This window comes from Maribacter luteus, assembly GCF_009674825.1.
Lineage (GTDB): Bacteria > Bacteroidota > Bacteroidia > Flavobacteriales > Flavobacteriaceae > Maribacter_A > Maribacter_A luteus.
This window is the reverse complement of the sequence record NZ_WKJH01000005.1, coordinates 90,220-115,583: the sequence shown is the minus strand read 5'-3', so window position 1 is coordinate 115,583 and position 25,364 is coordinate 90,220. Positions and strand designations below refer to the sequence as shown.

Genomic DNA, 25,364 nt, shown 5'->3' with positions numbered 1-25,364 from the left:
AGGCAATGAATATAACGAGTAGACACACATTTCAACATTTTCTGTTAAAAACTTTGTCCCTATTATCAAGAATCAGCCCTAAAAAATAGATTCCTATTTTACATCTTTGTCATTCCCGGCGGTAGGATAATTGTCATCCTGATCCATTAACATTTAAAAAATAGAAAGTATTATGTCAGAAGCCTTAGAGCCAATTTTACAGGAGAATAAAGATCGTTTTGTTATTTTTCCCATTCAACACCCTGATTTATGGGATTGGTATAAAAAACAGGAAGCTTGTATTTGGACCGCTGAGGAAATCGACCTACATCAAGATTTAGCTGATTGGAACGGGAAACTCAATGATGACGAAAAATATTTCATAAAACATATCCTTGCATTTTTTGCAGCCTCTGATGGTATAGTTAATGAGAATTTAGCCGAGAATTTCGTAAATGAGGTACAATATTCCGAAGCTAAATTTTTCTACGGTTTTCAGATAATGATGGAAAACATACATTCTGAAACTTATTCTTTGTTGATAGATACATATGTAAAAGACGAGAAAGAAAAAGATATCTTATTCAAGGCCATTGAAAATTTTCCTGCAATTAAAAAGAAAGCCGATTGGGCATTAAAGTGGATAGATTCACCAAGTTTTGCCGAAAGGTTAATTGCTTTTGCCGCGGTTGAAGGCATTTTCTTCTCAGGCTCTTTCTGTTCCATTTATTGGCTAAAGAAAAGAGGCCTTATGCCAGGTTTAACATTTTCCAACGAACTTATTTCAAGGGATGAAGGCATGCATTGCGATTATGCCGTGCATTTGCATAAGAACCATATCATGAACAAGGTTCCTAAAGCACGTATCAAGGAAATAATTGTTGATGCTCTGAACATTGAACGGGAGTTCATTACCGAATCTTTACCGGTTAGTTTAATAGGTATGAACGCTAAATTAATGACACAATACTTGGAGTTCGTTACGGATCGCTTGCTGGTAGAGCTAGAATGCGATAAGGTCTATAACTCTACCAACCCTTTCGATTTCATGGATATGATATCACTACAAGGGAAAACCAATTTCTTTGAGAAAAGGGTTTCAGAATACCAAAAAGCGGGTGTTTTGAACAAGGATAAGGATGAAGACTCACAAAAAATCAGTTTCGATGCTGATTTTTAGGTAATTGTAAAAAGAGCGCTAAACATATTGGGTTTAACATGGTGAAGTATAGGGCCCAACTATGCAATTCTTAGGGATTATCCCAAGTACTTTAATTTAAACACTAATCAATAATTAACTATAAACACGTTAACCCAATGTATGTAATAAAAAGAGACGGAAGAAAAGAAGTGGTGATGTTCGATAAGATCACGGCGAGAGTAAGAAAATTGTGCTATGGTCTTAACGATTTGGTAGATCCGCTTAAAGTGGCCATGCGCGTTATCGAAGGGCTGTATGATGGGGTTACTACATCGGAGTTGGACAATTTGGCTGCGGAGATAGCCGCTACCATGACCACCATGCATCCTGATTATGCAAAGTTGGCTGCACGTATTTCCGTATCAAACCTTCATAAGAACACGAAAAAGTCTTTCTCTGAAACGATGAAAGATCTTTATACCTATGTAAACCCCCGAACGGGAAAGAAAGCACCATTACTTTCAGACGAAGTGTTCAAGGTCATATCGGAAAATGCTGAGGCTTTGGACTCGACCATAATTTACAATAGGGATTTCAGTTATGATTATTTTGGTTTTAAAACCTTGGAACGCTCTTACCTGTTAAAACTGAACGGGCAAATCGCTGAACGTCCCCAGCATATGTTGATGCGTGTTTCGGTAGGGATTCATTTAAACGATTTGGATGCGGTTAAGGAAACCTACGAGTTAATGTCGAAAAAGTATTTTACACATGCTACCCCGACACTTTTCAATTCCGGGACGCCTAAACCCCAAATGTCGTCCTGTTTTCTTTTGGCCATGAAAGACGATAGTATCGAAGGCATTTACGATACATTGAAACAAACGGCTAAAATATCGCAATCTGCTGGTGGTATTGGTTTGTCCATTCATAATGTACGGGCAACAGGGTCTTATATTGCGGGAACAAATGGTACTTCTAACGGAATTGTACCCATGCTCCAGGTATTCAATGATACGGCAAGGTATGTAGACCAAGGAGGCGGAAAGCGTAAAGGTAGCTTCGCAATATATATGGAACCTTGGCATGCCGATATTTTTGAATTCCTTGAATTGAAAAAGAACCATGGTAAGGAAGAAATGCGTGCGAGAGATCTATTCTATGCCATGTGGATTTCCGACCTGTTCATGAAGCGGGTAGAGGCTAATGAAAAATGGACATTGATGTGTCCTAATGAGTGCCCAGGACTTTATACCAACCATAGCGAGGAGTTTGAAAAACTTTACTTAAAATATGAAAATGAGGGTAAAGGGCGTAAAACCGTAAAAGCCAGGGAGCTTTGGGAAAAAATCTTGGAATCCCAAATTGAGACCGGCACCCCATATATGTTGTATAAAGATGCCGCGAACCGCAAGAGTAACCAGAAGAATCTAGGCACCATACGTTCTTCGAACCTGTGTACTGAAATAATGGAGTATACCTCACCTGATGAGGTTGCCGTATGCAACTTGGCATCTATAGCATTGCCGATGTTCGTTAAGAACGGGGAATTCGATCATAAAGAATTGTTCAGGGTAACAAAAAGGGTAACCAAGAATTTGAACAAGGTCATCGATAGGAATTACTATCCTGTAAAAGAGGCCGAAAACTCGAACATGAGACATAGACCTGTTGGTTTGGGGGTTCAAGGTTTGGCAGATGCCTTTATTCTTTTACGCATGCCATTTACTAGTGATGAAGCAAAGATATTGAACCAAGAGATTTTTGAAACTCTATATTTTGCCGCGGTTACGGCTTCTATGGAAGCTGCCAAAGTTGAAGGGGCATATTCCACTTATGAGGGTTCTCCGATATCACAGGGAGAATTTCAACACAATCTTTGGGGTATTAAGGATGAGGAACTTTCAGGACGTTGGGATTGGGGGAAACTTCGTAAAGATGTTGAAAAACACGGAGTTCGCAATTCATTATTGGTAGCACCGATGCCAACGGCATCCACATCACAGATTTTAGGTAACAATGAGTGTTTTGAGCCCTATACGTCGAATATATATACGAGAAGGGTTCTTTCGGGTGAGTTTATAGTCGTAAACAAGCATTTGTTGGAAGATCTGGTGAACCTAGGTATGTGGAACGAGAATATGAAGCAAGAGCTTATGAGGGCCAATGGTTCTATTCAGCATATTGAGACCATTCCGCAAGAAATCCGGGATTTGTATAAAACGGTATGGGAGCTTAGTATGAAAGATATCATAGATATGAGTCGCCAACGGGGGTACTTCATAGATCAAAGCCAATCGCTTAATCTTTTTATGGAGAATGCCAATTATTCCAAATTGACATCGATGCATTTTTATGCTTGGAAAAGCGGTTTAAAAACTGGTATGTATTATCTTAGGACCAAATCAGCCGTAGATGCCATTAAGTTTACATTGGATAATAGTAAAAAAGAGGAGCCTGTTGAAGCTGAGGCGACCATTTCAGTTACGCCAGTGGCCGAAGTTGCAAAGGCTATAGAGGTTACACCAACTCCGATCGCTCCACAGAAAGATAACACCGATGTTCAGCCCATGACTGCTGAGGAAATGAAAGAATTGATCGCACGGGCCAAGGAAGGCCAGGCAGACGATGACTGTCTAATGTGCGGTTCTTAAAGGAATGCCGATATTATCTCGGTATGTGTGATAGTGTTTATTGAAAAGAAAAACCCTGACATTAACCGTCAGGGTTTTTTATTTTTTAAATAAATATTGAATTTAAACACAAACCAATACTACCCATTACAACCGTAATGAACAAGGGGATTTTTTTGGCTAATACGTATTTAATGCTTTTTAAAGTAGTAAGGCTTCAAAGCAATTGAAAGAACATAAGCCGCAATATAAACAAGTAATATGATCGTGTATTTATCCATTTGTATGAAAAACGTTGATGTATATACGAGTCAAATTCATAAAAAGACTATTATAAAATTATCAATTAAGTAAAATAGTGTTAAATAATTTTATAAATTTAGATTCTACCCTAGAATAAAAGCAAAAAGTTAAACTAACGAATAATCCTATGAAGGTATTTTTTAATCATTTATTTGATTATAATTTTTATTGCAATAAAAAATTGATTGATGAATGTAAAAAACTAAATGGAATGCCCGATAAGAGCTTGGAGCTTTTTAGCCATATTCTGAATACCCATCATCTTTGGAATTCAAGAATCCTGTCCAAACCATCAAATTATAAGGTTTGGCAAGTGCAACCTATTTCGGATTGGGCAGATGTTCATTATGAAAATCAAAGAAGTTCTTTCGATATTGTTACCCATACCAACGATTTTGAAACTCGAATAGATTATGAGAATACCGAGGAACGTTTGTTCACCAACACCGTTCAGGAAATGCTTTTCCAGATTATAAACCATTCTACACATCATAGGGCCCAAATTGCGATGGATTTCCGCGCGAACGGCCTGGAACCCATTAATATGGACTATGCTTTTTATAAACGGTGATTTAGCATACAATTAGAACTTAATATATTGTTCTTGACCATAAAAATAGGGTACTTTTATTCGGAGTATTAAACGGGTTTATTTTCAGGGAATAGATTCGTTACGGGATTAATTCAAAGGAGGTGGTTTTAATATCATACAGTTCATGCCAAAAAAAATCAGACTAGGAATTTTAGGGGGTGGTGGTGATTCCCTTATCGGTATCTTACATCGTGTTGCGGCACAAATCAATGACAATTACGAATTGGTAGGGGCAGTTTTTTCCTCGAATTTCGAGAAGAACAAAGCGTTTGCCCAAGCATTGAATATGCCATTGGAGCGTATTTATGAAGATTTTAAAATGTTCGTTGAAGAGGAGATGAAACTGCCAGAAAGCGAACGTATTCGGGTTTGTGCAGTACTTACCCCAAATTATTTACATCACCAGATGGCTTTGGAATTATTCGAAAAGGGCTTTCATGTCATATGTGAAAAACCCTTGACTACTAGTTTGGAGAAGGCCAAGGCTTTACAAAAGGCCCATAAAAAAGCGGGGACCGTATTTGCTTTGACCCATACCTATACCGGTTACCCCATGGTTCGACAAATGCGCGAAATGATAAAGTCAGGGGCATTGGGTAAAATACACAAGGTTGATGTTGTTTACTACCAAGGCTGGGTAAATACTGTTATCCATGATGAGGATAAACGTTCTTCAGTTTGGAGGTTAGACCCCGAAAAGGCGGGAATAAGTTCTTGTATGGGCGATATTGGAGTTCATGCTTTTAATATGTTGGAATATACAACAGGACTCAAAGTAAAATCGGTTTTAAGTGATTTCAATTTTCTATATCAGGATAATACCATGGACCTTGATGGTACTGTTTTGATTAGATTGGGAGATTATGCAAAGGGGGTAGTAAGGGCCAGTCAAATAGCAACGGGAGAGGAAAATGGCTTGGCCATTTCCATATATGGTGAGAAGGCAGCCTTTCGTTGGGAGCAGGAAAAACCTAATTTTTTATATCTCTTGAGTGATTCATTACCTACTCAGGTATATAAACCGGGACATACCTATAATTCGGAGCTCTCTTTGGATGGCACTAAATTACCGGCGGGTCATCCAGAAGGTATTTTTGATGCCATGGCCAATATTTATAAAGGAGTGGCAAAGGCGGTAAGGGGGCAAAAGTACAACGATGGTGAATTCCCGACAATGTTAGACGGCGTTCGGGGTATGAATTTTATAGAAGCCACTGTAGCTTCACACAGAGGTGGTAATGTTTGGGTAGATCTGGAATAGGCAGAAGAAAGTATAACTGCCAAATATTTATAGGAAAGATTTTATTTCCTTTCAAAAACCTTTTCAAACACTTCACAAACTACGATCATACTATCCCTAGGAACTCTATTGTAGGGAGCTAATTCGCGGGTAAAGTAATCCCAGTGTACCTTTTTCCAATAGGCTAGGTTTTTGTCACCTTCCCCTTCGAGTTTTGCATACTCCTCATCAATACTGAAATAGGGCTTTAATTTGACAGAAGTGGTACGTAAAATACATTGTGCTTTACCGTCCCAATCGGTCACAACGGTAAAATCACCGATTTTCGGTAGAGGTTCCTTACGGTATTGAAGGCCTAAAAGGGAATGGGAAGTTGCACGTTTAATTCCGGTTTTAACCAATTGCACACATTCGTTGGCATCTTTTTCATTGTCGTAAAAGTGAACTGTTTTAGGTGCCTCGGCGAAGGCATCTTCTAGGTGGTTGTCTAAATAATCCCCCCACATATTACGGGCTGATGCGTTATCCATGTTTGTATTGCTAGTTTAATTTTTTCACTCTAAAGTAAAAACGGAATTTATAATAAAACGTAAAAGCATTTGGTTTAGTACGCTAACATTTTGCAATGCTTTAAATATAAATGTCTTTTTTATCGGAACCCGTTCCACTTTGATTCTTAACCCAAAGCAGTTATCTTATTCAATAGCTGAAACCTTCGGGGTACCGTTCTATAATTACCATGTTCATGACCCTTTTCTTCAATAGCATATATCTTAAAAACAAAGAATAAATATAGTGCTATTCTTTGATATACGGTCAAACGAATTGTAGTGCGGCCATAATCTTTTTATTTGGCTAAATATGAAAACGAATAATGGCATTACAGATGTGTTGGCAAGTATCGTACATAACAAAATCATCTATTAACCCTTTGTGTCTAATATGTAATTCGATTACCAATCGGGATATAATGGTAGGTAGGGTTCAAAAATCCTGTTTATCTGTATTTTAAGAGGGTAGCCATTATCTTTAGGTAAGGAATTCATTTGACGGTAAAATTGCTATGAAGAGCTATATTGTGGGCAGTTAAGAACCTACAATTGTTTACCTTTGCAGGAACTAAAAAATACTCCATGATTCAATCCATGACGGGTTTCGGGAAGCATACCATACAGCTCCCTTCAAAAAAGATTACCGTTGAATTAAAATCCCTCAACAGTAAAAGTCTAGATTTAAATGCTAGGATGCCATCTGCTTACAGGGCGAAAGAATTAGAACTACGAAAGGTAATCGCAAAATCCTTGGTACGTGGCAAGGTAGATTTTGGATTATATGTTGAATTTACCGGTAATGAAACTTCGGCTCAAGTAAATGAAGGAGTGGTAAAGCAGTATATGTCCCAGTTAAGGTCGATTGCCGACGGGGATGACCTGCAGTTATTGGAAATGGCATTACGCTTGCCAGATGCCATGAAAACCGAAAGGGAGGACATTGATGATGAAGAGTATCAAGTGATCCAGCGCGCCCTTAAGGAAGCACTTTCAGAAATAAATATATTCAGGTCAGAAGAAGGAGCTGTCCTAGAAGCTGATTTCATACAACGGATCCAAGTATTGGAAGAATTACTGTCCCAGGTAGTTGAAATGGATCCTGAAAGACAAGCTACAATCCGGGAGCGATTGGAAAAGGCCGTTTCTGATTTAAAGGTTGAGATAGATGAAAACCGATTTGAACAAGAACTTATCTACTATTTGGAAAAGTATGATATTACCGAGGAAAAAGTTCGATTGGCCAATCACTTGGATTATTTTTCAAAGACCCTCAAATCCTCCGATAGTAACGGTAAAAAGTTAGGTTTCATTAGTCAGGAAATAGGTAGGGAGATCAATACCATAGGCTCAAAGGCCAATTATGCCCCAATGCAACAATTAGTGGTGCAAATGAAAGACGAACTGGAGAAAATAAAGGAACAAATGCTTAATGTTTTATAATGGAAGGAGGTAAACTTATCATATTTTCTGCCCCATCGGGCAGTGGAAAGACCACAATAGTGCGTCATCTGTTAGAGCAACCGGAACTGAACTTGGCTTTTTCCGTATCGGCAACATCCAGACCAAGAAGGGGAAAGGAAAAAAATGGGGAGCATTATTACTTTATGACCGTTTCGGAGTTTAAGAAACACATTAAGAACGATGATTTCCTGGAATGGGAAGAAGTGTATAGAGATAACTTTTATGGTACGTTAAAGACAGAGGTAGAACGTCTCTGGGCCGAAGGCAAGAATGTTATCTTCGATATAGATGTCGTGGGTGGCCTACGAATAAAAAAGAAGTACCCTGAGGAGACCTTGGCCGTTTTCGTAAAACCACCAAGTGTGGACGAGCTTAAGATCCGTTTGAAAAAACGCAGTACCGAAAGTGATAATAAAATAAACATGCGTATTGCAAAAGCTTCGGTCGAATTGGCTACCGCACCACAGTTCGACAAGATAATAAAGAACTATGATTTAGATACGGCTTTGGAAGAGGCACACCAATTGGTAGCCGATTTCGTTGGTGTTACAAAGAGGAGTAAGAAGGGAGAATGAAGAAGGTAGGACTTTATTTCGGTACGTTCAACCCTATACACATTGGCCACTTGGTGATAGCCAATCACATGGTTGAATTCTCCGACTTGGATGAGATTTGGTTCGTAATTACCCCAATGAGCCCCTTTAAAGTAAAAAAAACCTTATTGGACAACCATCATAGATACCAAATGGTATATGAGGCCACAAAGGACTACCCGAAGTTAAAACCTAGTAAGATAGAGTTTGATCTGCCACAACCTAATTATACCATCAACACCTTGGTGCATTTAGAGGAGCAAAACAATGATGGTTATGAATTTGCCTTGATAATGGGCGAGGACAATCTCAAAGGTTTCCATAAATGGAAAAATTATGAGGTAATTTTAGAAAATCATTCCATATATGTTTACCCAAGGATTTCAGAAGGAAAGGTAGAGCATCAATTTGAGGGTAACCCGAAGATACAGTACGTAGATGCCCCAATTATGGAAATCTCCTCGACATTTATAAGGAACAATCACAAAAAGGGAAAGAACATCAAACCCATGCTACCTTATGAGGTTTGGCGATATCTTGATGAAATGAATTTTTATCGATAAGCGATTAAAAAGCCCTGTTTCAATTGAAACAGGGCTTTTTGTTTGGTGATGGTCCTTTATAGAAATTCGCCAGAATCATCTACTTTAACCCTCATGACCTTATCACCATTTTTTAGTTTTATCTTATAGGTTTTCATTGCACCCTTATTTTGGTTGTAGGTTACCCTATATACATCATTTACGATGGCCCAGTTCGGAAATCTTTCAACAACTGCATCTCGCACTGTTGAGGGTAGTTTTACATCCTGGAAACGTTCAATGGTCCTAATAATTTCCCCTTCAGTATTATATGCGGCAACTATTCTACCTTCAGGAATATAAAATGATATGTAGTAGATGTCAAAATCATCTTGATAAAAGTCAGAATCCTCTACGTTATAGGCAGCTGCTTTTCGTTCTAACATTTTAACGGGAACTGCGACCTCCTCGGAGTCAATTGCATTCAGGTATTTATAATTCACTGCGGTTACCACAACTTCTGATAATTGTTCAACCTTCGGAACCTGCGCAAGTAATGGGCTGGTTAGGCCTAGGACGAATAAACCAATGACAAATTTTTTCATGATTCAATTTTTTAAGGTTAATGAATTGGACTTTACCAATCAGTTTTCTAAAAGTAAATCAGGAACCAAGTGTTCACAATGACTCAAGTCATTCATTTGCAATGGATAAGAAAGGGATGGTGATGTTTAAGGCCAAAATGGGTGAGGCCACAATCTTTAGATGGGAACAAGTTATGAATTGTCCAATTTGGGTTTAAATAGGCCCTATTGGCAAAAGGCGGGGTTATTTAAGGGGGGCTGCTTTTGTAAGTATGTCGGTGCCTAATAGTTTATCATCGGCATTGGTATACCAAGTCCTTATTTTAGGCATTTTAATACTGGCTACATTTTCTATTTCGTTGAGTAGGATATACTCCCCATCATTTTTGGACTCATCGTGGTAAAATTGATAAACTTCCATGGCATAGGTGGTTGGGTCAAAATAAAAATACCAAGTGTCCTTACCAACATTTTCCTCGTAATTGACTTTAATGACCAAATACTCTTTTCCTTTAAATGTCTTGGTTTGAACCTCCGGTGAAACAATGGTTCCAGGATCCCTTAACTTCATTGGTAAGCCGTAGAGGTAGGAGTAATAGTTTTTTGTTTTTAAGGCTTGTTCACACGTTAGTCTATAAGTCTTTGCATCTTCCTCGGTGAAAGTGGTCTCTCCATTCAACAAGAGTGTGCAACCTTCTTTATTAACTATATACTCAATTACATTATCATCCTGTAGGTTCGTTACTTTAAAATATTCCCTTGGTAGATCTATTTCTATAATGCTATGGCGCTCTTTACCATCTGCATATTGTAAAGTAATGAACAGTTTTCCTTCAAATACATCCCAAAGTTGATTCGGATCGTGGTAAGCGATGGTCTTGTCTATCAATTGTTCGGATGTAAGTTCTTGGGCGGTATGGGGTAATATGCCGGTTATCAAGAAAATTACAATGAAAATGTTTTTCATCTATAAAAATTAGTTTCGGCTATATGTTCTATTTTTTAGGATTCCTAAAAGGGCCATTTTAGTGGATTCGTAAAAAAAATAGTAACTGTATATAACCCATTTTTAAAAATTCCTTCTCAAGGTAGGCATTTTACTTGGGGTCAAAAAGAACTTTCCTCAATCCTTGCTGGTTCTATAGTACTGTCATGTTCATTGTAATAAGATTCCATCAAATTTATAGTACTTTTCAATAGATCTTTGGTCTCTAACAACAAAGAAAAATATAATGTGGTATTTTTTGGACTTGATTCGTCGGTCCTTGTCCTAGCCACTTGTTTTTGGGTTTTATCGGCTACCATATCAAAGAGATTCTGTTTGTTCTTGATGATCATGCCGATTTTTTCGAAAGATCTTGTGTCAAGGGCTTCCTTTGTATTAACGAACAAGGTCTCCAATTCATGGTCAATTTGTTTCAACTCTTTTATCTGGTTGTATTTAAGCTTGCTATGATTGTTGTTAACATGCTTATGGCATATTTTAGCGATATACTCAAGAGATTGCGTTATATCGGTCAAATTCCCCAAGATCGTGATGTAAAAGTTACTAGCCCGGACACTGGTCTCATCCAAGTTTTTAATAAAATAGAAAAGGTTGTCCCGTAGATCATCTATTTCCTTTGATAATTTGGAAACTTGCTTTTTGTTCTTGTTCAATTGATCCAGGTCTTGTCTGGCCAAACCGTTAATGGAGTTGGTATATATTTTATTGGCTCTTTTTATAACATTGGCGATATTGTGAACACTTTCTTCAATAACCCCTTGTATAGAACTGCTCTCTGATTTTCGTAGACTGTCTTCGGCTTCGATCGCTCGAGATTTTTTCTTATAGGAGATATAACTTTTGACCAGAAAAAGAATGGCGGCAAATAGTAAAAGGGCTAGTGCGGTACCTTTTCCAAAACTTAATATGGTTAAAATAGCACCTGAGGCGATAAATGCGATGATTGCCGTCCCGAACCAACCACCAATCACATTCAATACACCTGCAACCCTGTAAACGGCACTCTCTGCCCCCCAGGCCCTATCGGCCAATGAGGTACCCATTGCGACCATAAAAGTCACATAGGTCGTTGATAAGGGAAGCTTATATGAAGTGGCTATGGAAATAAGGATTCCTGCAACCATTAAGTTTACGGCGGCCCTAACCATGTCAAAAGCGGCTATTTCATGGACTTTGTCTTTAGAAACGTGTATTTTGGGTTTTTTAAAACGTGCATCGACTATCTTCCGAACTGATTTTGGAGCCAATAATGAAGCTTGTGATATCAACATTGTCAATCTTACTATCCCACGTGATAGTACATTGGGTTGAAAACGTTCGTTGGATTCACCTTCCCTAGATAGGTTAATTTCAGTGTCTGCCACATGGCGCGCTTTTTTCGAGAACCAGAGCGTAGCGACCATGATCATTCCCGAAAGGAACAATAGTAGGGTCGGGGTCGGTACTTTTTCAGCAAGTATCGACATGCTAAAATCAGTGGCAGCGGTACCGGATGCTACCCATGCTTCATACGATTGGAAAGCTGCGATAGGCACCCCGATAAAGTTTACCAAATCGTTACCGGCAAAGGCCAAAGCCAAGGCAAAAGTACCCACACCGATAATCAATTTGTATATGTTGACCTTTGCGAGTGTCATAAGCACAAAAGAAAGAAAGGACCATATCAAGAAATTAACAACGATTAGTAGCCAAACCTTTTGCTCAAGGAAATCACTTATCGTCAACCCCCCAATCAAATCAAAGGACTGGCTTGCATAAGAGGTACCTTTGATACCTTTCATCAAAATGAAATATGTGATGGCAGAAAGGGCAATGCCACCAAATAAGGCACCCACCCATTTGGCCTTTTTCTCAAAATCGTAGGACAATAATAAACGGGATATCCATTGGACAATGGCCCCAATTGTAAATGCCACAACAACAGAGAGGAGAATACCAAGAATTATTTCCAGGGCTTTTGAGGTATTTATATATTCCAATACCGTGGAATAGTCACCGCCCGCATTCCAGATTTTTATCATTGACATGGCAACGGCTGCCCCCAATAGCTCAAATACAATTGAAACAGTCGTTGAGGTAGGCATTCCCATGGTATTGAAGAAATCCAACAAAAGAATATCGGTGATCATCACGGCCATAAAAATGAACATGATTTCACTGAACATGAATTCACTTGGGTTGAAAATGCCCTTTCTTGCGACTTCCATCATGCCACTTGAGAATATAGCTCCCAAAGCTATACCTATACTGGCTACGATCATTATCGTTCGAAATGAAATGGCCTTTGAACCTATGGCCGAATTCAAGAAGTTCACTGCGTCATTACTGACTCCTACCACTAAATCGGCTATGGCCAAAAAAGCCAGGGCGATGAGCATTAGAAGATAAATATTATCCATACACCACAATTGAAAGTAACACGCAAACATACTTCAAATCTTAATGACTTATGTAATCATAATGTTATGAATTTCAGGGAAGTCTATATTTCAATTTTTTTTAGGGAATTGCCATTTTTATTATGGGATGGAATGTTGTTGTGTTCATAATGTTGTTTAAATACAACATTCCTGTGTTTTTCATCGCATATCAATAGAGTTTGGAGCCTTCGATAAAGGCGCGAAATTTACATTATATTTACATTAGGCTTTAATTTAGTTGGGTTAAACTGCAATATGAAATAGCGGATAAATATGTTCAAAAGATTTTTCTTTTTTCTTTTTTTGGGAATATTGGCAGTGATGCTATTTGTGAATTCCAACTTTAAGGTGATAGGCTCTGGTATAGCGATCTTATTGTTCGGTATGATCATGTTGGAGGAGGGTTTCAGGGTTTTTACCAAAGGACCATTGCAGAATCTCTTGAAGAAGGCCACGCATAAGTTGTACAAAAGCATTGGGGTCGGGGCAATAGTTACGGCTTTCATCCAATCAAGTTCATTGGTTTCTGTAATTACGATTTCTTTTATTAGTGCGGGTCTAATCAACCTTTCGGGTGGTTTAGGGTTGATATTCGGTGCCAATATAGGAACAACGGCAACGGCTTGGTTAGTGGCTGTATTCGGATTGAAATTCCAAATTTCGGAACTGGCAATGCCAATGCTGGTATTTGGTGTTGTTTTTTCCTTACAAAAGAAGGCTTCGATAAAAGGTTTGGGAAATGTCTTGGCCGGATTGGGATTTTTCTTTCTCGGCATTCATTATATGAAAGAAGGTTTCGATGTTTTCAAGAACTATATCGATTTATCACAATTTGCCATCTCTGGGTTTTGGGGAGTTGCTGTCTATACGGTATTAGGAATATTGGTCACTACCATCCTTCAATCAAGCAGTGCTACCTTGGCATTGATTCTTACTGCGTTGGCTGCCGGTCAGATTGAGTATGAAAACGCATTGGCCTTGGCTATTGGTGCAAATGTAGGTACGACTATTACGGCGGTTTTGGGGTCATTGGGTTCAAACATTGCGGGAAAACGATTGGCAGGGGCACATCTTATTTTCAATGTTATTACAGGATTGGTGGCCTTGGTGTTTATTTATCCGCTTGCAAATTTGGTTAATGTATTATCAGGTGCATTAGGGATATCAGCAACTGATTTTACCTTAAAACTGGCGCTCTTCCATACTATTTTCAATGTTTTGGGTGTTTTGATCATGATACCCTTTATCAAGAAGTTAGAGCGGTTTTTATTGAAATTCTTCAAAGAAAAAGTGGATAAGGATATTGATGAACCGAAATTCCTGAATGAGGCTATTTTACAGTTTCCATCTGGAGTGTTATTGGCGATGATGAAAGAGGCCAAGTACCTTTACGAAAATGCGATTTATGAAATAGTTGCCCATGGGCTAAATATTCATCGGGAAGATATAATATCCAATGTAGGGGTAAAGGAGCTTGTAAAGAGTTCCAAAGAGGATTTTAAAACCAATGTAAGGGAGTTGTATTACAATAAGGTGAAGCACATATACGGGGAAATCATACGATATGCGACAACGGCCCAGAGTACCTTGAATATGACCAAGGCACAGAATACCAGATTGTCAGAGATAAGAATTGCCAGTCGAAAAATGGTTGAGATCATCGGAGATGTACGAGAACTGGGAAGAAACGTCTCCAACTATTTAAATTCGGACAATAAGTACATAAGCAAAGAGTACGATAAATTCAGGAAAAAAATAGTCAAGGTATTGCGGGTTATCTATCTATTTAGGACCAAGATTGATCGAGAAGCCCATTATGCCCAATTATTGGTGCTTAAGGATCAAGCCAGAAAAGGAAAGCACCAGAGCACAAAATCTATAAATAAGCTTATAAGGAATGATCTTATTACCGTTGACATGGCATCCTCATTGGTAAATGACAATGACCATGTTAATGACATCGTAAAAAAGCTAATTGAAGTAGCTGAGTTGTTATATGGGGAAACAGATACTTTATTGGCAAATGAGAACAAATAATAAGATACCGATGAACGGTATCTTATCCGTTATGTTCAATCCGTAATTTCTTTTCTTACGGAAATATTTTTATTCTCCTCGAAATAGAGGTTAAGAATATTCATGTTCGCTTTGATCAGGTCTTTGGTTTCCAGTAGGATCTTGAAATAGAGTGTGGTATTCTTAGGACTTGATTCCTCATATCTGGTACGCTCTACCTGTTTTTGAATAGACTCTTGAACATAAGTCAACAAATCTTGTTTTTCTTCAATTATTGACGGTACTATTTCGTTAAAGGAACGTGCATCGAATATTTTTCTGATTTCATTACAAAGGTTCGCCAGTTTATCGCTGATGAACAATAGTTCTTCCCCTTGTTTTTTCTTTAGGGCCTTATGGTTGTTATTGACATGTTTGTGACTGATATTCGCAATGAGACTGGATGATTGGGCAACATCTTGAATACTTCCGATAACATCGATATAAAATTTACTGGCTCCCAAATAAGAGTCGTCAAGTTCCTTGATAAAATAAAAGATATCATTCTGAAGTTCATCTATTTCATGTTCCAATTTAACAACCGTCTTTTTTGCTTTTTTAAGGGCATCCAGATCTTGGTCTATGAGTCCGTGAATAGTAATTTGGTTTATTTTACTCACCCGTTTCAATGCTTTTGAAATATTGTCGGCACTTTCTTCAATAACACCATGAATCGATTGACTTTCAGCTTTGTTCAGACTATCCTCTGCCTTTACTTCCCGGCTCTTTTTGTTGTGGCTGATATAGTTTCTGACCAGTAAAAGAATAGCCAAGAACAATAAGACCGCGATCATAGCACTGCCACCTAAATGAATTAGATAGGCAACGGTACCGGCAGCGACAAAAGCACAAAATGCCGTAAAGAACCAACCTCCGATCACATTTAAAACTCCTGCTACCCTATAAACGGCACTTTCGCTCCCCCAAGCCCTATCGGCTAAAGAAGTACCCATAGCGACCATGAAGGTCACATACGTTGTTGATAAGGGTAACTTCATCGAGGTTGCAATAGAAATAAGTACACTGGCAACCATTAGGTTCACTGCTGCACGTACCAAATCAAATGCTGGTAGCTCATGTTCTTCACCTTTTGGAAGCTTAATTACGGGTTTTGTAAATCGGTTATCAATTTTTTCTTGAATGGAGTTTGGAATTACAGTGGCCGTATACTTGGCGATCATCATTGTCATGCGCACAAGATTCCTGGATAAATAGTTGGGGTCGAAACGTTCTTTTGTATCGGATTGGCTCGAGAGGTCAATAGAGGTCTTTACCACTTTTTTAGCTTTGCTTGAGAACCATAGCGTCAATACCATGATCAATCCGGCTATAAGGAGAAAACTGGTCGGGGTCGGTACTTTATTCCCCAAAACACCCATGGCAAACTCGGTTGCTGGTACTCCGGAGACACTCCAAGCTTCATATGATTGATATGCAGCAATGGGTACACCGATAAAATTCACAAGATCGTTTCCTGCGAAAGCCAATGCCAAGGCAAAGGTGCCGACTCCAATGATAAGTTTGTAAATGTTCTTTTTGAAAATGGAAACGACAACGTAGGATAACAGTGTCCAAATTATAAAACTTACGGCAATGATCAAGGCTGTTTTACCTTCGATCATGGGTTTAATGATTACGTAATAATCGGTTCCCTTCAATCCCTTGATAAAGATAAAATAGGTTATGGCGGCCAAGGCAAAACCACCGAATACTGCTCCTGCCCATTTAGATTTTTTCTCAAAGTTGAATGATAGTAGAAGGCGGGAAACATATTGTACCAATGCCCCGACCGAGAATGCCACGACAACGGATAATAAAATGCCCAAGATTATTTCAGTGGCTTTGGAAGTATTGATGTAATCAACAACTTCAGAAAACGAACCACCGGCAATACCTATTTTTATCAAAGCCATGGCTACGGCAGCACCTAATAATTCAAAAACGATGGAAACCGTGGTTGAAGTAGGCATACCTAAGGTGTTGAAAAAGTCGAGCAAAAGAATATCGGTAATCATTACGGCCATGAAGATGATCATGATCTCACTGAACATAAATTGTTCTGGTACGAAGATGCCTTTTCTCGCGACTTCCATCAGGCCACTGGAGAATACGGCACCACAGGCTATTCCTAAACTGGCAACGATCATTATGGTTCTAAAGGAAATGGCCTTTGAACCAAGAGCGGAATTCAAGAAGTTAACGGCGTCATTACTTACGCCTACGACAAGATCTGCTATGGCCAAAATAGCCAGAGCAATAATCATTAAAAAATAAATATTATCCATAATAGAATCGTTGAAAGTAAGGGCGTAAACATAGCTTTTGCCTTACCGTGTAAAGTTACCAAAAGGTTAACAAAAAGTTAAATAAATACCTCATTTCCCAAGGGAAATTGATCATTATAGTTTTTTTAATCTATTTCATCAATAGGATTACATATGATCCTTTTACTGAACGGTTTGGTTAAACCACTTTGATAAAAATAGTTCGTTAATTTACTTATTATTAAAAATGAACGTCAAATTGCAATCTGTACATTAACTCGTCGGTACCACCATCAACTGAAAGATAGCTAAAGTCAGTTTGCACCTTTAGTTTATGTCCAACGATGAATTTTGATAGGCCCAAGGTGTATTGGGTTTCTTTATTTCTTCCTGTGATATCATCAAGGTCTATGTTGGTATAACGTCCTGAAATTTCCCAATCTTTGGCCAAAAGATAACCGGATTGTAGATTTAGACCGTTGCCTATCCAAACTACATCACCTGTTTCAGTACCATCGGAATTCTTGGCGATAGGGTCATCGGCATCCCTATTGGCATATTCCCACATGAACGAGAAACCGTTGTATTTGAACATACCATCAAAAAAGAACGTATTTATATTGGTTTCATAGTAGCCTAGATCGTTGATCATGTAGGAGCCTTGGTTACTTCTTGTTTTCACGGCATTTTGATTGATGTCATAGTTTAGTGCCAACATCAATTTAGGTTTAGTTTCACGTTTTAGGTCACTACCGCTATATTCACCCTTGCTTGTGAACTTCCCGAAAGGTAACAATTCCAGTCGAGCTGTGTATTGATGGCCCCCTAGATTACCACTGGTGATATTTCTTCCTTCCCCCTGGGAAATTGCGAATTTTTCGCGTACTAAAAAGTTGTCTTCAATGAAAAAGTGATGTCGTAATTGAATTCCTTGATCACGATCCAATGTAAATCTTCTATTCAATAAAGAACGGCCTACTTGCTGCAGATTTCCTGAGGATATGACACGCTCTATATTTCCGGGCAATTTTGTCTGCCCTGCCCATAGTTCAAAATTTTCATAGAAGTTCCACATTACTACTGCGTCCAAAATATATCTTGGAGCATTGCCCGTAAAATCTGAAGCCCCGGAAAGGTCCCTATTGGATAAACCTAATTCAAGCTTGTATTTCAGTTTTGGGGAATAAGCGAACCCATCGAATTTAAGACGCGCCCTCCGGACCGAAAAGTTATGGGAAGGATCTGCCCATCCTCCATTCGCATCTTCACTCCATGTACTAGTAGAGAGAAACTGCATACGTGCAGCGATTTTCATGCTCCAAGTACTGTCTTTGCCAACTAGATTGAAAAGACCGTTTCCAAATTTCGGCGAATCAACACCTTGTGAAAAGGAAAAAGATAAGGATAAAAAAATGATAATAAAAGGTAATGGTTTGGTTGTCATTTGGTTAATGGTTTCACATATGGTCGATTTATGCGGTGTTAATATAATGTATTCTAAACGTTAAGCAATGGAGAATAGTTTGGAATGGAATTAAATAGTGGATTTTGATTAATTTTAAGTGTTTCTCCTATTTAGGCAAGGATTAATCAGGATATTTTTAAAAGTACATGGAGAATAAATGTAAAATGGAAACGTTTTAATGTAAAGAAAACGTTAATAAATAGTAAAATATTTGTATATTTGTCTAAGTAACAATAAAATGAACGTCATGAAAAATATTATATTACTCCTAACCGTATTGTTGGCAACAACATATACCTATGCCCAACAAGAGAATAAAATAGGTTTAAATGAAGAAACCGAATTGATTGAAGCTACCTATTTTCATGACAACGGAATTGTAAGTCAAGTGGGAACTTTCAACCTGGACGGAAAATTGCATGGCGAATGGATCAGCTTTAATGAAGAAGGGCAGAAAATTTCAGAAGGTCATTATATTAATGGTCGTAAAGTCGGTAAATGGACGTTCTGGTCAGGTGATGATATGAAAGAGGTGAGATATAGCAACAATGCGATAGCAAGTGTGGATGGAGTCAAAAAAGAAGGACTTGCCAAGAATTAACATTAAACAAACCAACCTAAATAGAAACATCCCGCTTTTGGCGGGATGTTTTTTTTTTGATTTTATAATTTACTTTAATCCGGAACTCCGGGTAAATGCGATTTTATCCGTTTTGTTCATGGCTACATCATTAAGGAATATTGTTTTTTGGGACAAACCACCTTTAACCTCACTGATCTTGCCTTTTTCTACCAATACGGGAATCTCCAATTCTTCATAACCGGCATAACTTACCACTAAGGTATGTTCCCCTGTGGGGATATTATTGAACTCAAAATTACCGTGAAAATTGGTTTGTGTAGTCTTTGAGTGCCCTTTAAGTTGCACATTAGCCAATAGCATGGGTTCGTTTTCCATTTCCAAATCCATTATTTTACCTGTAATGGACCCCTGTTCTTGGGCACAAACACCAACTATAAGAAAAAATGCAAATAAGAAAGTTAGTTTCTTCATGATTCAAATATTCGCTGCAAAGAAAATGAGACAAGGTTAATTGAATGTTACCTAATGGTTATTTATGAGGACGAAAAGGTTAAGGATCCATTCTTGGAAACCTGTATACAAAAGAAAACCCCGACGAAATCGTCAGGGCTTTCAGTGGTATTTAATTGTGGCTTAGTTTCCAGTAGCCCAATCAAACAGAGAATTCTATATATATTATAAACCAGCGGTCCAACCGGAAGCCCAGTCAGGAGCAGCAGCCCCATTTCCTGCACCAGTAGCAGTTCCTTCTGTATAGAAAATTTCCATACCAGTATAATCTGTAGCTACGAAACCTGTTGCCGTAGTATCAAACTGAATATCTGTTATAGTTAAGTCACCAGCGGCTATTCTAGCATTGGCTTCAACATCGGTATCTTTTACTTTGATGCCTAAGTCAACACCGGAAGTATAGAAATTTTCAATGGTGAAGTTACCACCACCTTCTTTAAAGTAAAGAGCACCTTCAGTTACAGGCCCTACTACGGTTATATTTGTTAAAGTTGTAGTAGTTACAGGTGTTGCATCTCCGTCATCACCATTGTTAGACCCTTCAATACCGGCCTTAGCACCATCCTTGATGTACCAATTGGTTCCGCTACCGGTCCATCCGTCAGCGAAATCAATGGAATCATCACCACTACCAATGGAAACCAAGTTGATACCATCCACAGCTCCACCGAAAAATTCTATACCATCATCTCCACCATTAAGAGATTGTACATTTTCAAAAGTAGTACCAGAACCAACACCGAATAATGAAACCCCGTTGAATTCTTTATCGTTTGAGAAAGTAGCACCAGTGTATTCTACTCTTAAGTAGGTAATTGAACCAGAGCTGTCAGCGTTGTTAGAACCACCATAAGTAAGGTCACCTACTTCAGTAGTAACATCAACACCTTTGTTAGTTGCAGCATCACCTGCGATTACTAAACCTCCCCAGTCACCTGCAGCAGGATTTTCAGAACCAGATGTCATTACGACTGGACTAGTAGATGTGCCATTAATGTTAATAGTAGCACCTCTTGATACACCAATAAAAGCAGCGGTACCTCCAGTAGCAACTATTGTTGTACCTGCAGGAATAGTTAAAGAACCACCTTCTAAGACAACTAAACCGCTAGTTAAAATATATTCTGTTGCAGCATTAAGAGTTACATCTCCGGAAATCTCACCAGCTAAATTTTCAGTAGCAGCAGCACTATTGTCTAAACCTACAGTCCAATCAGCAGCCCAGTCAGGAGCAGCAGCTCCGTTACCAGCACCTGTGGCGATCCCTTCTGTGTAAAATGATTCTGTTCCAGTATAATTAGAACCTGCAAAACCATCAGCAGTATCTGCAAATTGAATGTTTGTAATAACTAAATCTCCAGCAGCAATTCTTGCATTAGCTTCAGTATCTGTATCTTTTACATTAACACCTAAATCAATACCAGATGTGTAGAAGTTATCTACTGTGAAAGAACCACCACCTTCTTTGAAGTATAATGCACCTTCTGTTACTGGGCCAACTACAGTAATATTGCTTAAAGTAGTAGTAGTTACAGGAGTGGCGTTACCATCATCTCCATTGTTAGAACCTTCGATACCGGCTTTAGCACCACCAGAAATGTACCAGTAAGAACCATTACCATTCCATCCATCAGCAAAATCGATAGAATCATCTCCACTACCGTTAGATACTAAGTAATTACCATTAACAGTACCACCGAAAAATTCTATACCATCATCTCCACCATTGTAAGATTGTACATATTCGAAAGTAGTTCCTGAACCAACACCGAACAAAGATACTCCGTTAAATTCTTTATCGTTAGAGAAAGTAGCACCAGTGTACTCTACTCTTAAGTAAGTAATAGAACCTGAACTATCAGCAGAATCAGAACCACCATAAGTAAGGTCACCTACTTCAGTAGTAACATCAATACCTTTGTTAGTTGGCGCATCACCTGCGATTACTAAACCACCCCAGTCACCTGCAGCAGGTGAAGCAGAAGCAGAAGTCATAACTACAGGAGCAGCAGCTGTACCATTAATGTTAATAGTTGCGCCTCTTTCTACGGCGATATATGCAGAAGTACCACCAGAAGCCACTATAGTTGTTCCTGCTGGAATTGTTAAAGTACTACCAGATTTTACAACATACGCTCCTGATAATTCATAAGAATTTGCTGCATCTAATGTTGTGTCTTCTGTAACGTCTCCAGATAAATCTATTGTCTCTGTTTCACAAGCTGAACATGAGCCGCCACAGTCTATTCCTGTTTCATCCCCATTTTGAATACCATCTGAACATGTTGGGTCGTTTGTTGGGTCGTCATCATCATTACTACAGGATGCGATGAACACAACTGTCGTAAGACTTAGCACTAATGATAAAAATGTTTTCTTCATAGTTTCTAATTTTTAATAGTGTTTGAATAATAAAAAATTTGATTTTAGATTAAAACTTATACGAGAATGAAAGTGAAAAATCAACTCCTTTTTTATATGAAAGTAGGGTTACAGGCCCATCTTCCAAAAATCCTGGAATCGCTGGGTTGTCCATATCCAATTCACCTTCTGCATTTTCATTTACTCGTTCTATCAAAGGGTTCAATAGATTCTTGAGATTTAGACCTATTTCTATATGTTTGTTTAATTGGAGTTTAGATATTAAATCAAGGGTAACATATCCTTCATCTACTATATGTCCTCTACCGGTGCTTCCTAAAGCGAATAATCTACTAGAAAAGTAGTTTGCGGCTAAAGTTGAACTAAAATTCTTGTTTTCACCAAATTCTTTCAAATAACTGATATCACCATTAACTATTACGTCTGAGGCACCTTGCAATGGTGCTTCGGTATTGGTGAAAGCTGCGGATAATCCTGTTTCACTCGAAACTTTATTTGAGTCCAATTCTTGATTCGTATTCAAATAGGAAATGTTTCCACCTATGCTTAACCTTTCTTCAAGCACTGCATCGGTAATTTCTTTTTCGTTCTCTAAAATGTTCATTCTTAACTCAAGTTCTGCACCAAAAGCCGTTGCAGTATCCCCTGTATTGGCATAACTTAAATCGTTCGCTGCAGAAACTACTAAAAAGGTATTAATTGGGTTTTCAATCAATTTTCCGAAAACACCTAATGAAACAATTTCACTAGATGTTGGGAAAAGTTCCCAGCGCAAATCAAAGTTGTAGTTCGTTGAATTCTTTAAAGCAGGATTACCATAAGAATCTGTATTAATCTCTTCTTGAAAAAGAAAAGGAGCACGTTCTTTAAATTGTGGCAAAGTATAGGTTTTACTGGCTGCGAACCTTAAATTTTGTTTGTCGTTAACTGCGTATTTTAAGGCTAATGAGGGCAACAACTCAAAGGAATCCAATTCGTTTCTGTCATTACCAGAGTTGTCGAAAGTGGTATTCCATTCAATGGTCTGGTTAATCTGTTCTCCCCGAATGCCAGCCAACAAAGTAAACTTGGGGGAAAGCTTGTAATCCAAACTTAGGTAAGCTGCATTTATCTGTTGGTCCCCACCAAAAGTCTGGGGGTCGAGTGCTCCCGCCGTTGAAGATGTTCCCCTAAATGTCCTTATTTGATATAGCCCAGAACTTAATGGGTTCTCCTCAAAATAGGCATCTATATTTCTTATGTCGACTTCTGGTTGGTTGTTGATGTCCAAAAATTGATAGTTGAACTGAACGGCTTCGAAACTTACATTTTTAAATCGCCCATTATAGCCCAGGGTCAATTTACCATCAAATTCCTCATCCTCATTTTCCTTGAATTTGAAAGTCACAGAGGTATTAGCTGAAATTTCTTCTTCCTCGAGATCTTGATAGAATCTGTGATTTTCCGAGGCTGCTGAAACTAATTTGAATGACTTAGGGCCGTCTGGATTACTTGGATTTACGGGTAGTACTGTTGATTGTCTTCTGTCTGGGATAACATTTAGCACATAGTTGTAACCACCACCCCAGTTTACTTCTAGATTATCACTGATTTTATGGTCGCCAAGTAGTTGATGAATGTATAAAGTTGTTCTGTCAAAGGTACTTCTTTGGATAAACCCACCACCTTCAGGGGCGTCATCTTCCCTGTCTAAAATACCATCATAGTTTTCAAGTTTTTGTTCCGAGTTGTTCAAGAGCAAAAAGTTGTACTTAAATGCATGCGAGTTACCTAGTCTTAACCCTGCATTGGCCATTAGGGTCGAAGAGGTTTTATAACTATATTTTATATAATCAAAATCAGAATTGGGTAAACCATTACCAACATTGGGAGACCCTCTATTAACACCTTGTCTAATAGAATAATTATTCCCGATTGAGCCAACAGCAAAGAAATTGAACTTGGTGTTTTCTCCTAAATAATACGAATCCCCTCCTTTTAAAGAAAAATTAGAATTTATTGGAGTCCCACTTTGTTGTCTGTCCCAACTGGTCGTGAATGTATTTGAGAACGGATTATCGGGAATTGAAGAGTCATAGAAGCCGGACCAATTTGGGCCGTCGGTAGTGTAGAATTGATCTTCACCAAGAGCTTCTGAATTACCTCCTGATTGGGCTCCTAATTCTATGAAACCGGTACCTGTATAGTCCCTTGAGATAATATTGATGTTGGCACCACCAAAATCACCGTAATTTTTTGCATTGTAGGTTTTGTCAATTCCGATAGACTGAATAATACTAGTGCCAAAAATACCTAAGTCAATATTCTTTTTTGATGTATTGTTGGAAGGTAATGGCAAACCATTAAGTGTGGTAATGTTAAAACGATCACCTAGCCCTCTTACATAAACATTGCCAGAACCTTCTTCTTTTGAAATTCCTGTTACCTTACTTACCGCCGTAGCCGCATCCCCTGCACCTTTACGGATAAGTTCCTGGGCCCCGATTGAAGTTTCTAAGGTAGAGGCCTTTTTTTGGTCTAAAAGTAAAGCCGTCTCCGAATCCTTTCTTGCTACCGTTGTTACCGTTACTCCTTCCAAGGCCACACCTGTGGTTGCCATAGGAACATTTATGGTAGAAACTTTTCCGGCTTCAACCTGTACGTTCGGCATCTCTACGGTCTCATACCCTAAGAAACTAAAAACTACCGTGTAGGTGCCCGGTTCTAGATTTGCAATTTCGTAAAGTCCGTCAAAATCGGAAGTAGTTCCTTTAGTAGTTCCTTTAATTACCACATTTGCGAAAGGTAGTGGCTCGTTGTTCATTTCAGTGTCGGTAAGTGTACCGGCAATACTCCCTGTTTCTTGTGCGCTTAAAAAAACGCTAGTCAGTAATAGTAGACTAAAAATAATTTTTCTCATGTTTGATTTTCTCTGTTATTAAATACCGCTGCAAATAAACTGTGGGCATGTAAAAGGCGGGTTAGCCCTATGTTAAATGTTAAATATGTTAGGGTTATTTAAAGGTTACTAGATTAACTAAATGTTAAGAGAATAGATGTGGCCCTGATTATACCGGAGGCTTCAAAAAATACGTATCTTGC

The 25,364-nt window shown here is 38.5% G+C and carries 18 protein-coding genes; 9 read left to right on the top strand and 9 right to left on the bottom strand.

Annotated features, from left to right (window positions below; all coding sequences use genetic code 11):
- Positions 1–172: 172 nt before the first annotated feature.
- From GJ691_RS08350 to GJ691_RS08335, 4 genes are all read left to right on the top strand, one after another.
- Positions 173–1,159: a ribonucleotide-diphosphate reductase subunit beta gene (locus GJ691_RS08350; RefSeq protein WP_154365772.1), complete on the top strand. Its 987-nt coding sequence runs from the start codon at positions 173–175 to the stop codon at positions 1,157–1,159.
- A gap of 137 nt (positions 1,160–1,296) precedes the next feature.
- On the top strand, positions 1,297–3,774 hold the full coding sequence (locus tag GJ691_RS08345; RefSeq protein WP_154365770.1) for a ribonucleoside-diphosphate reductase subunit alpha: 2,478 nt from the start codon (positions 1,297–1,299) through the stop codon (positions 3,772–3,774).
- A gap of 493 nt (positions 3,775–4,267) precedes the next feature.
- Positions 4,268–4,627, top strand: coding sequence for a DinB family protein (locus tag GJ691_RS08340; protein ID WP_246200149.1), 360 nt, complete (start codon positions 4,268–4,270; stop codon positions 4,625–4,627).
- Positions 4,628–4,772: 145 nt separating this feature from the next.
- Positions 4,773–5,909 carry a Gfo/Idh/MocA family protein gene (locus tag GJ691_RS08335; RefSeq protein WP_154365761.1) on the top strand — a complete coding sequence of 379 codons (1,137 nt, stop codon included), beginning with the start codon at positions 4,773–4,775 and terminating at the stop codon, positions 5,907–5,909.
- A 41-nt stretch (positions 5,910–5,950) separates the two neighbouring features.
- Here the strand turns inward: GJ691_RS08335 and GJ691_RS08330 are convergent, their stop codons facing one another.
- Positions 5,951–6,418 carry an ASCH domain-containing protein gene (locus GJ691_RS08330; protein WP_154365759.1) on the bottom strand — a complete coding sequence of 156 codons (468 nt, stop codon included), beginning with the start codon at positions 6,416–6,418 and terminating at the stop codon, positions 5,951–5,953.
- Positions 6,419–7,021: 603 nt separating this feature from the next.
- On the opposite strand from GJ691_RS08330, the gene GJ691_RS08325 reads away from it, so the two are divergent.
- From GJ691_RS08325 to nadD, 3 genes are read left to right on the top strand one after another with little or no spacing between them, the layout of a single operon-like run.
- Positions 7,022–7,879, top strand: coding sequence for a YicC/YloC family endoribonuclease (locus tag GJ691_RS08325; protein WP_154365757.1), 858 nt, complete (start codon positions 7,022–7,024; stop codon positions 7,877–7,879).
- On the top strand, positions 7,879–8,475 hold the full coding sequence (gmk, locus tag GJ691_RS08320) for a guanylate kinase (RefSeq protein WP_154365755.1): 597 nt from the start codon (positions 7,879–7,881) through the stop codon (positions 8,473–8,475). Before GJ691_RS08325 ends, gmk begins: the two co-directional genes overlap by 1 nt.
- A complete protein-coding gene (gene nadD / locus GJ691_RS08315; RefSeq protein ID WP_154365752.1) occupies positions 8,472–9,056 on the top strand; it encodes a nicotinate (nicotinamide) nucleotide adenylyltransferase in 585 nt (194 codons plus the stop codon). The genes gmk and nadD overlap by 4 nt, the downstream gene beginning before the upstream one ends.
- A 56-nt stretch (positions 9,057–9,112) precedes the next feature.
- Here nadD and GJ691_RS08310 read toward each other — a convergent pair whose 3' ends face one another.
- The 3 genes from GJ691_RS08310 to GJ691_RS08300 form a co-directional block, all read right to left on the bottom strand.
- The gene (locus GJ691_RS08310; RefSeq protein ID WP_154365750.1) at positions 9,113–9,619 is read right to left on the bottom strand and encodes a nicotinate-nucleotide adenylyltransferase; all 507 of its coding nucleotides are present in this window, start codon (positions 9,617–9,619) and stop codon (positions 9,113–9,115) included.
- A 223-nt stretch (positions 9,620–9,842) separates the two neighbouring features.
- The gene (locus GJ691_RS08305) at positions 9,843–10,565 is read right to left on the bottom strand and encodes a DUF6503 family protein (protein ID WP_154365748.1); all 723 of its coding nucleotides are present in this window, start codon (positions 10,563–10,565) and stop codon (positions 9,843–9,845) included.
- A gap of 140 nt (positions 10,566–10,705) precedes the next feature.
- A complete protein-coding gene (locus GJ691_RS08300) occupies positions 10,706–13,003 on the bottom strand; it encodes an inorganic phosphate transporter (protein WP_154365737.1) in 2,298 nt (765 codons plus the stop codon).
- 294 nt (positions 13,004–13,297) lie between these two features.
- Between GJ691_RS08300 and GJ691_RS08295 the strand changes: the two genes are divergently transcribed.
- A complete protein-coding gene (locus tag GJ691_RS08295; RefSeq protein WP_154365735.1) occupies positions 13,298–15,061 on the top strand; it encodes a Na/Pi cotransporter family protein in 1,764 nt (587 codons plus the stop codon).
- A 35-nt stretch (positions 15,062–15,096) separates the two neighbouring features.
- Here the strand turns inward: GJ691_RS08295 and GJ691_RS08290 are convergent, their stop codons facing one another.
- Entirely contained in the window at positions 15,097–17,364 is a 2,268-nt protein-coding gene (locus tag GJ691_RS08290; protein ID WP_154365733.1) for an inorganic phosphate transporter, read from the bottom strand.
- A gap of 220 nt (positions 17,365–17,584) precedes the next feature.
- The gene (locus GJ691_RS08285) at positions 17,585–18,787 is read right to left on the bottom strand and encodes a porin (RefSeq protein ID WP_154365731.1); all 1,203 of its coding nucleotides are present in this window, start codon (positions 18,785–18,787) and stop codon (positions 17,585–17,587) included.
- A 268-nt stretch (positions 18,788–19,055) separates the two neighbouring features.
- Between GJ691_RS08285 and GJ691_RS08280 the strand changes: the two genes are divergently transcribed.
- The gene (locus GJ691_RS08280) at positions 19,056–19,409 is read left to right on the top strand and encodes a toxin-antitoxin system YwqK family antitoxin (protein WP_154365729.1); all 354 of its coding nucleotides are present in this window, start codon (positions 19,056–19,058) and stop codon (positions 19,407–19,409) included.
- A 69-nt stretch (positions 19,410–19,478) separates the two neighbouring features.
- On the opposite strand, the gene GJ691_RS08275 is transcribed toward GJ691_RS08280, so the two are convergent.
- From GJ691_RS08275 to GJ691_RS08265, 3 genes are all read right to left on the bottom strand, one after another.
- The gene (locus GJ691_RS08275; RefSeq protein WP_154365727.1) at positions 19,479–19,862 is read right to left on the bottom strand and encodes a carboxypeptidase-like regulatory domain-containing protein; all 384 of its coding nucleotides are present in this window, start codon (positions 19,860–19,862) and stop codon (positions 19,479–19,481) included.
- 204 nt (positions 19,863–20,066) lie between these two features.
- Complete coding sequence (locus GJ691_RS19495; protein WP_179955067.1) at positions 20,067–22,283, bottom strand: hypothetical protein; 2,217 nt, start codon at positions 22,281–22,283, stop codon at positions 20,067–20,069.
- 49 nt (positions 22,284–22,332) lie between these two features.
- Positions 22,333–25,182 (bottom strand): TonB-dependent receptor, encoded by a 2,850-nt coding sequence (locus GJ691_RS08265; RefSeq protein ID WP_154365725.1) that lies wholly within the window; start codon positions 25,180–25,182, stop codon positions 22,333–22,335.
- Between the last annotated feature and the right edge of the window lie 182 nt (positions 25,183–25,364).

Excerpts from the sequence above, each read along its gene's own strand:
- GJ691_RS08350 (WP_154365772.1), top strand. The coding sequence starts at position 173 with ATGTCAGAAGCCTTAGAGCCAATTTTACAGGAGAATAAAGATCGTTTT.
- GJ691_RS08330 (WP_154365759.1), bottom strand. The coding sequence starts at position 6,418 with ATGGATAACGCATCAGCCCGTAATATGTGGGGGGATTATTTAGACAAC.
- GJ691_RS08345 (WP_154365770.1), top strand. The coding sequence starts at position 1,297 with ATGTATGTAATAAAAAGAGACGGAAGAAAAGAAGTGGTGATGTTCGAT.
- GJ691_RS08305 (WP_154365748.1), bottom strand. The coding sequence starts at position 10,565 with ATGAAAAACATTTTCATTGTAATTTTCTTGATAACCGGCATATTACCC.
- GJ691_RS08295 (WP_154365735.1), top strand. The coding sequence starts at position 13,298 with ATGTTCAAAAGATTTTTCTTTTTTCTTTTTTTGGGAATATTGGCAGTG.
- gmk (WP_154365755.1), top strand. The coding sequence starts at position 7,879 with ATGGAAGGAGGTAAACTTATCATATTTTCTGCCCCATCGGGCAGTGGA.
- GJ691_RS08340 (WP_246200149.1), top strand. The coding sequence starts at position 4,268 with ATGCCCGATAAGAGCTTGGAGCTTTTTAGCCATATTCTGAATACCCAT.
- GJ691_RS08275 (WP_154365727.1), bottom strand. The coding sequence starts at position 19,862 with ATGAAGAAACTAACTTTCTTATTTGCATTTTTTCTTATAGTTGGTGTT.
- GJ691_RS08300 (WP_154365737.1), bottom strand. The coding sequence starts at position 13,003 with ATGGATAATATTTATCTTCTAATGCTCATCGCCCTGGCTTTTTTGGCC.
- GJ691_RS08325 (WP_154365757.1), top strand. The coding sequence starts at position 7,022 with ATGATTCAATCCATGACGGGTTTCGGGAAGCATACCATACAGCTCCCT.
- GJ691_RS08310 (WP_154365750.1), bottom strand. The coding sequence starts at position 9,619 with ATGAAAAAATTTGTCATTGGTTTATTCGTCCTAGGCCTAACCAGCCCA.
- GJ691_RS08285 (WP_154365731.1), bottom strand. The coding sequence starts at position 18,787 with ATGACAACCAAACCATTACCTTTTATTATCATTTTTTTATCCTTATCT.
- GJ691_RS19495 (WP_179955067.1), bottom strand. The coding sequence starts at position 22,283 with ATGAAGAAAACATTTTTATCATTAGTGCTAAGTCTTACGACAGTTGTG.
- GJ691_RS08290 (WP_154365733.1), bottom strand. The coding sequence starts at position 17,364 with ATGGATAATATTTATTTTTTAATGATTATTGCTCTGGCTATTTTGGCC.
- GJ691_RS08280 (WP_154365729.1), top strand. The coding sequence starts at position 19,056 with ATGAAAAATATTATATTACTCCTAACCGTATTGTTGGCAACAACATAT.
- nadD (WP_154365752.1), top strand. The coding sequence starts at position 8,472 with ATGAAGAAGGTAGGACTTTATTTCGGTACGTTCAACCCTATACACATT.
- GJ691_RS08265 (WP_154365725.1), bottom strand. The coding sequence starts at position 25,182 with ATGAGAAAAATTATTTTTAGTCTACTATTACTGACTAGCGTTTTTTTA.
- GJ691_RS08335 (WP_154365761.1), top strand. The coding sequence starts at position 4,773 with ATGCCAAAAAAAATCAGACTAGGAATTTTAGGGGGTGGTGGTGATTCC.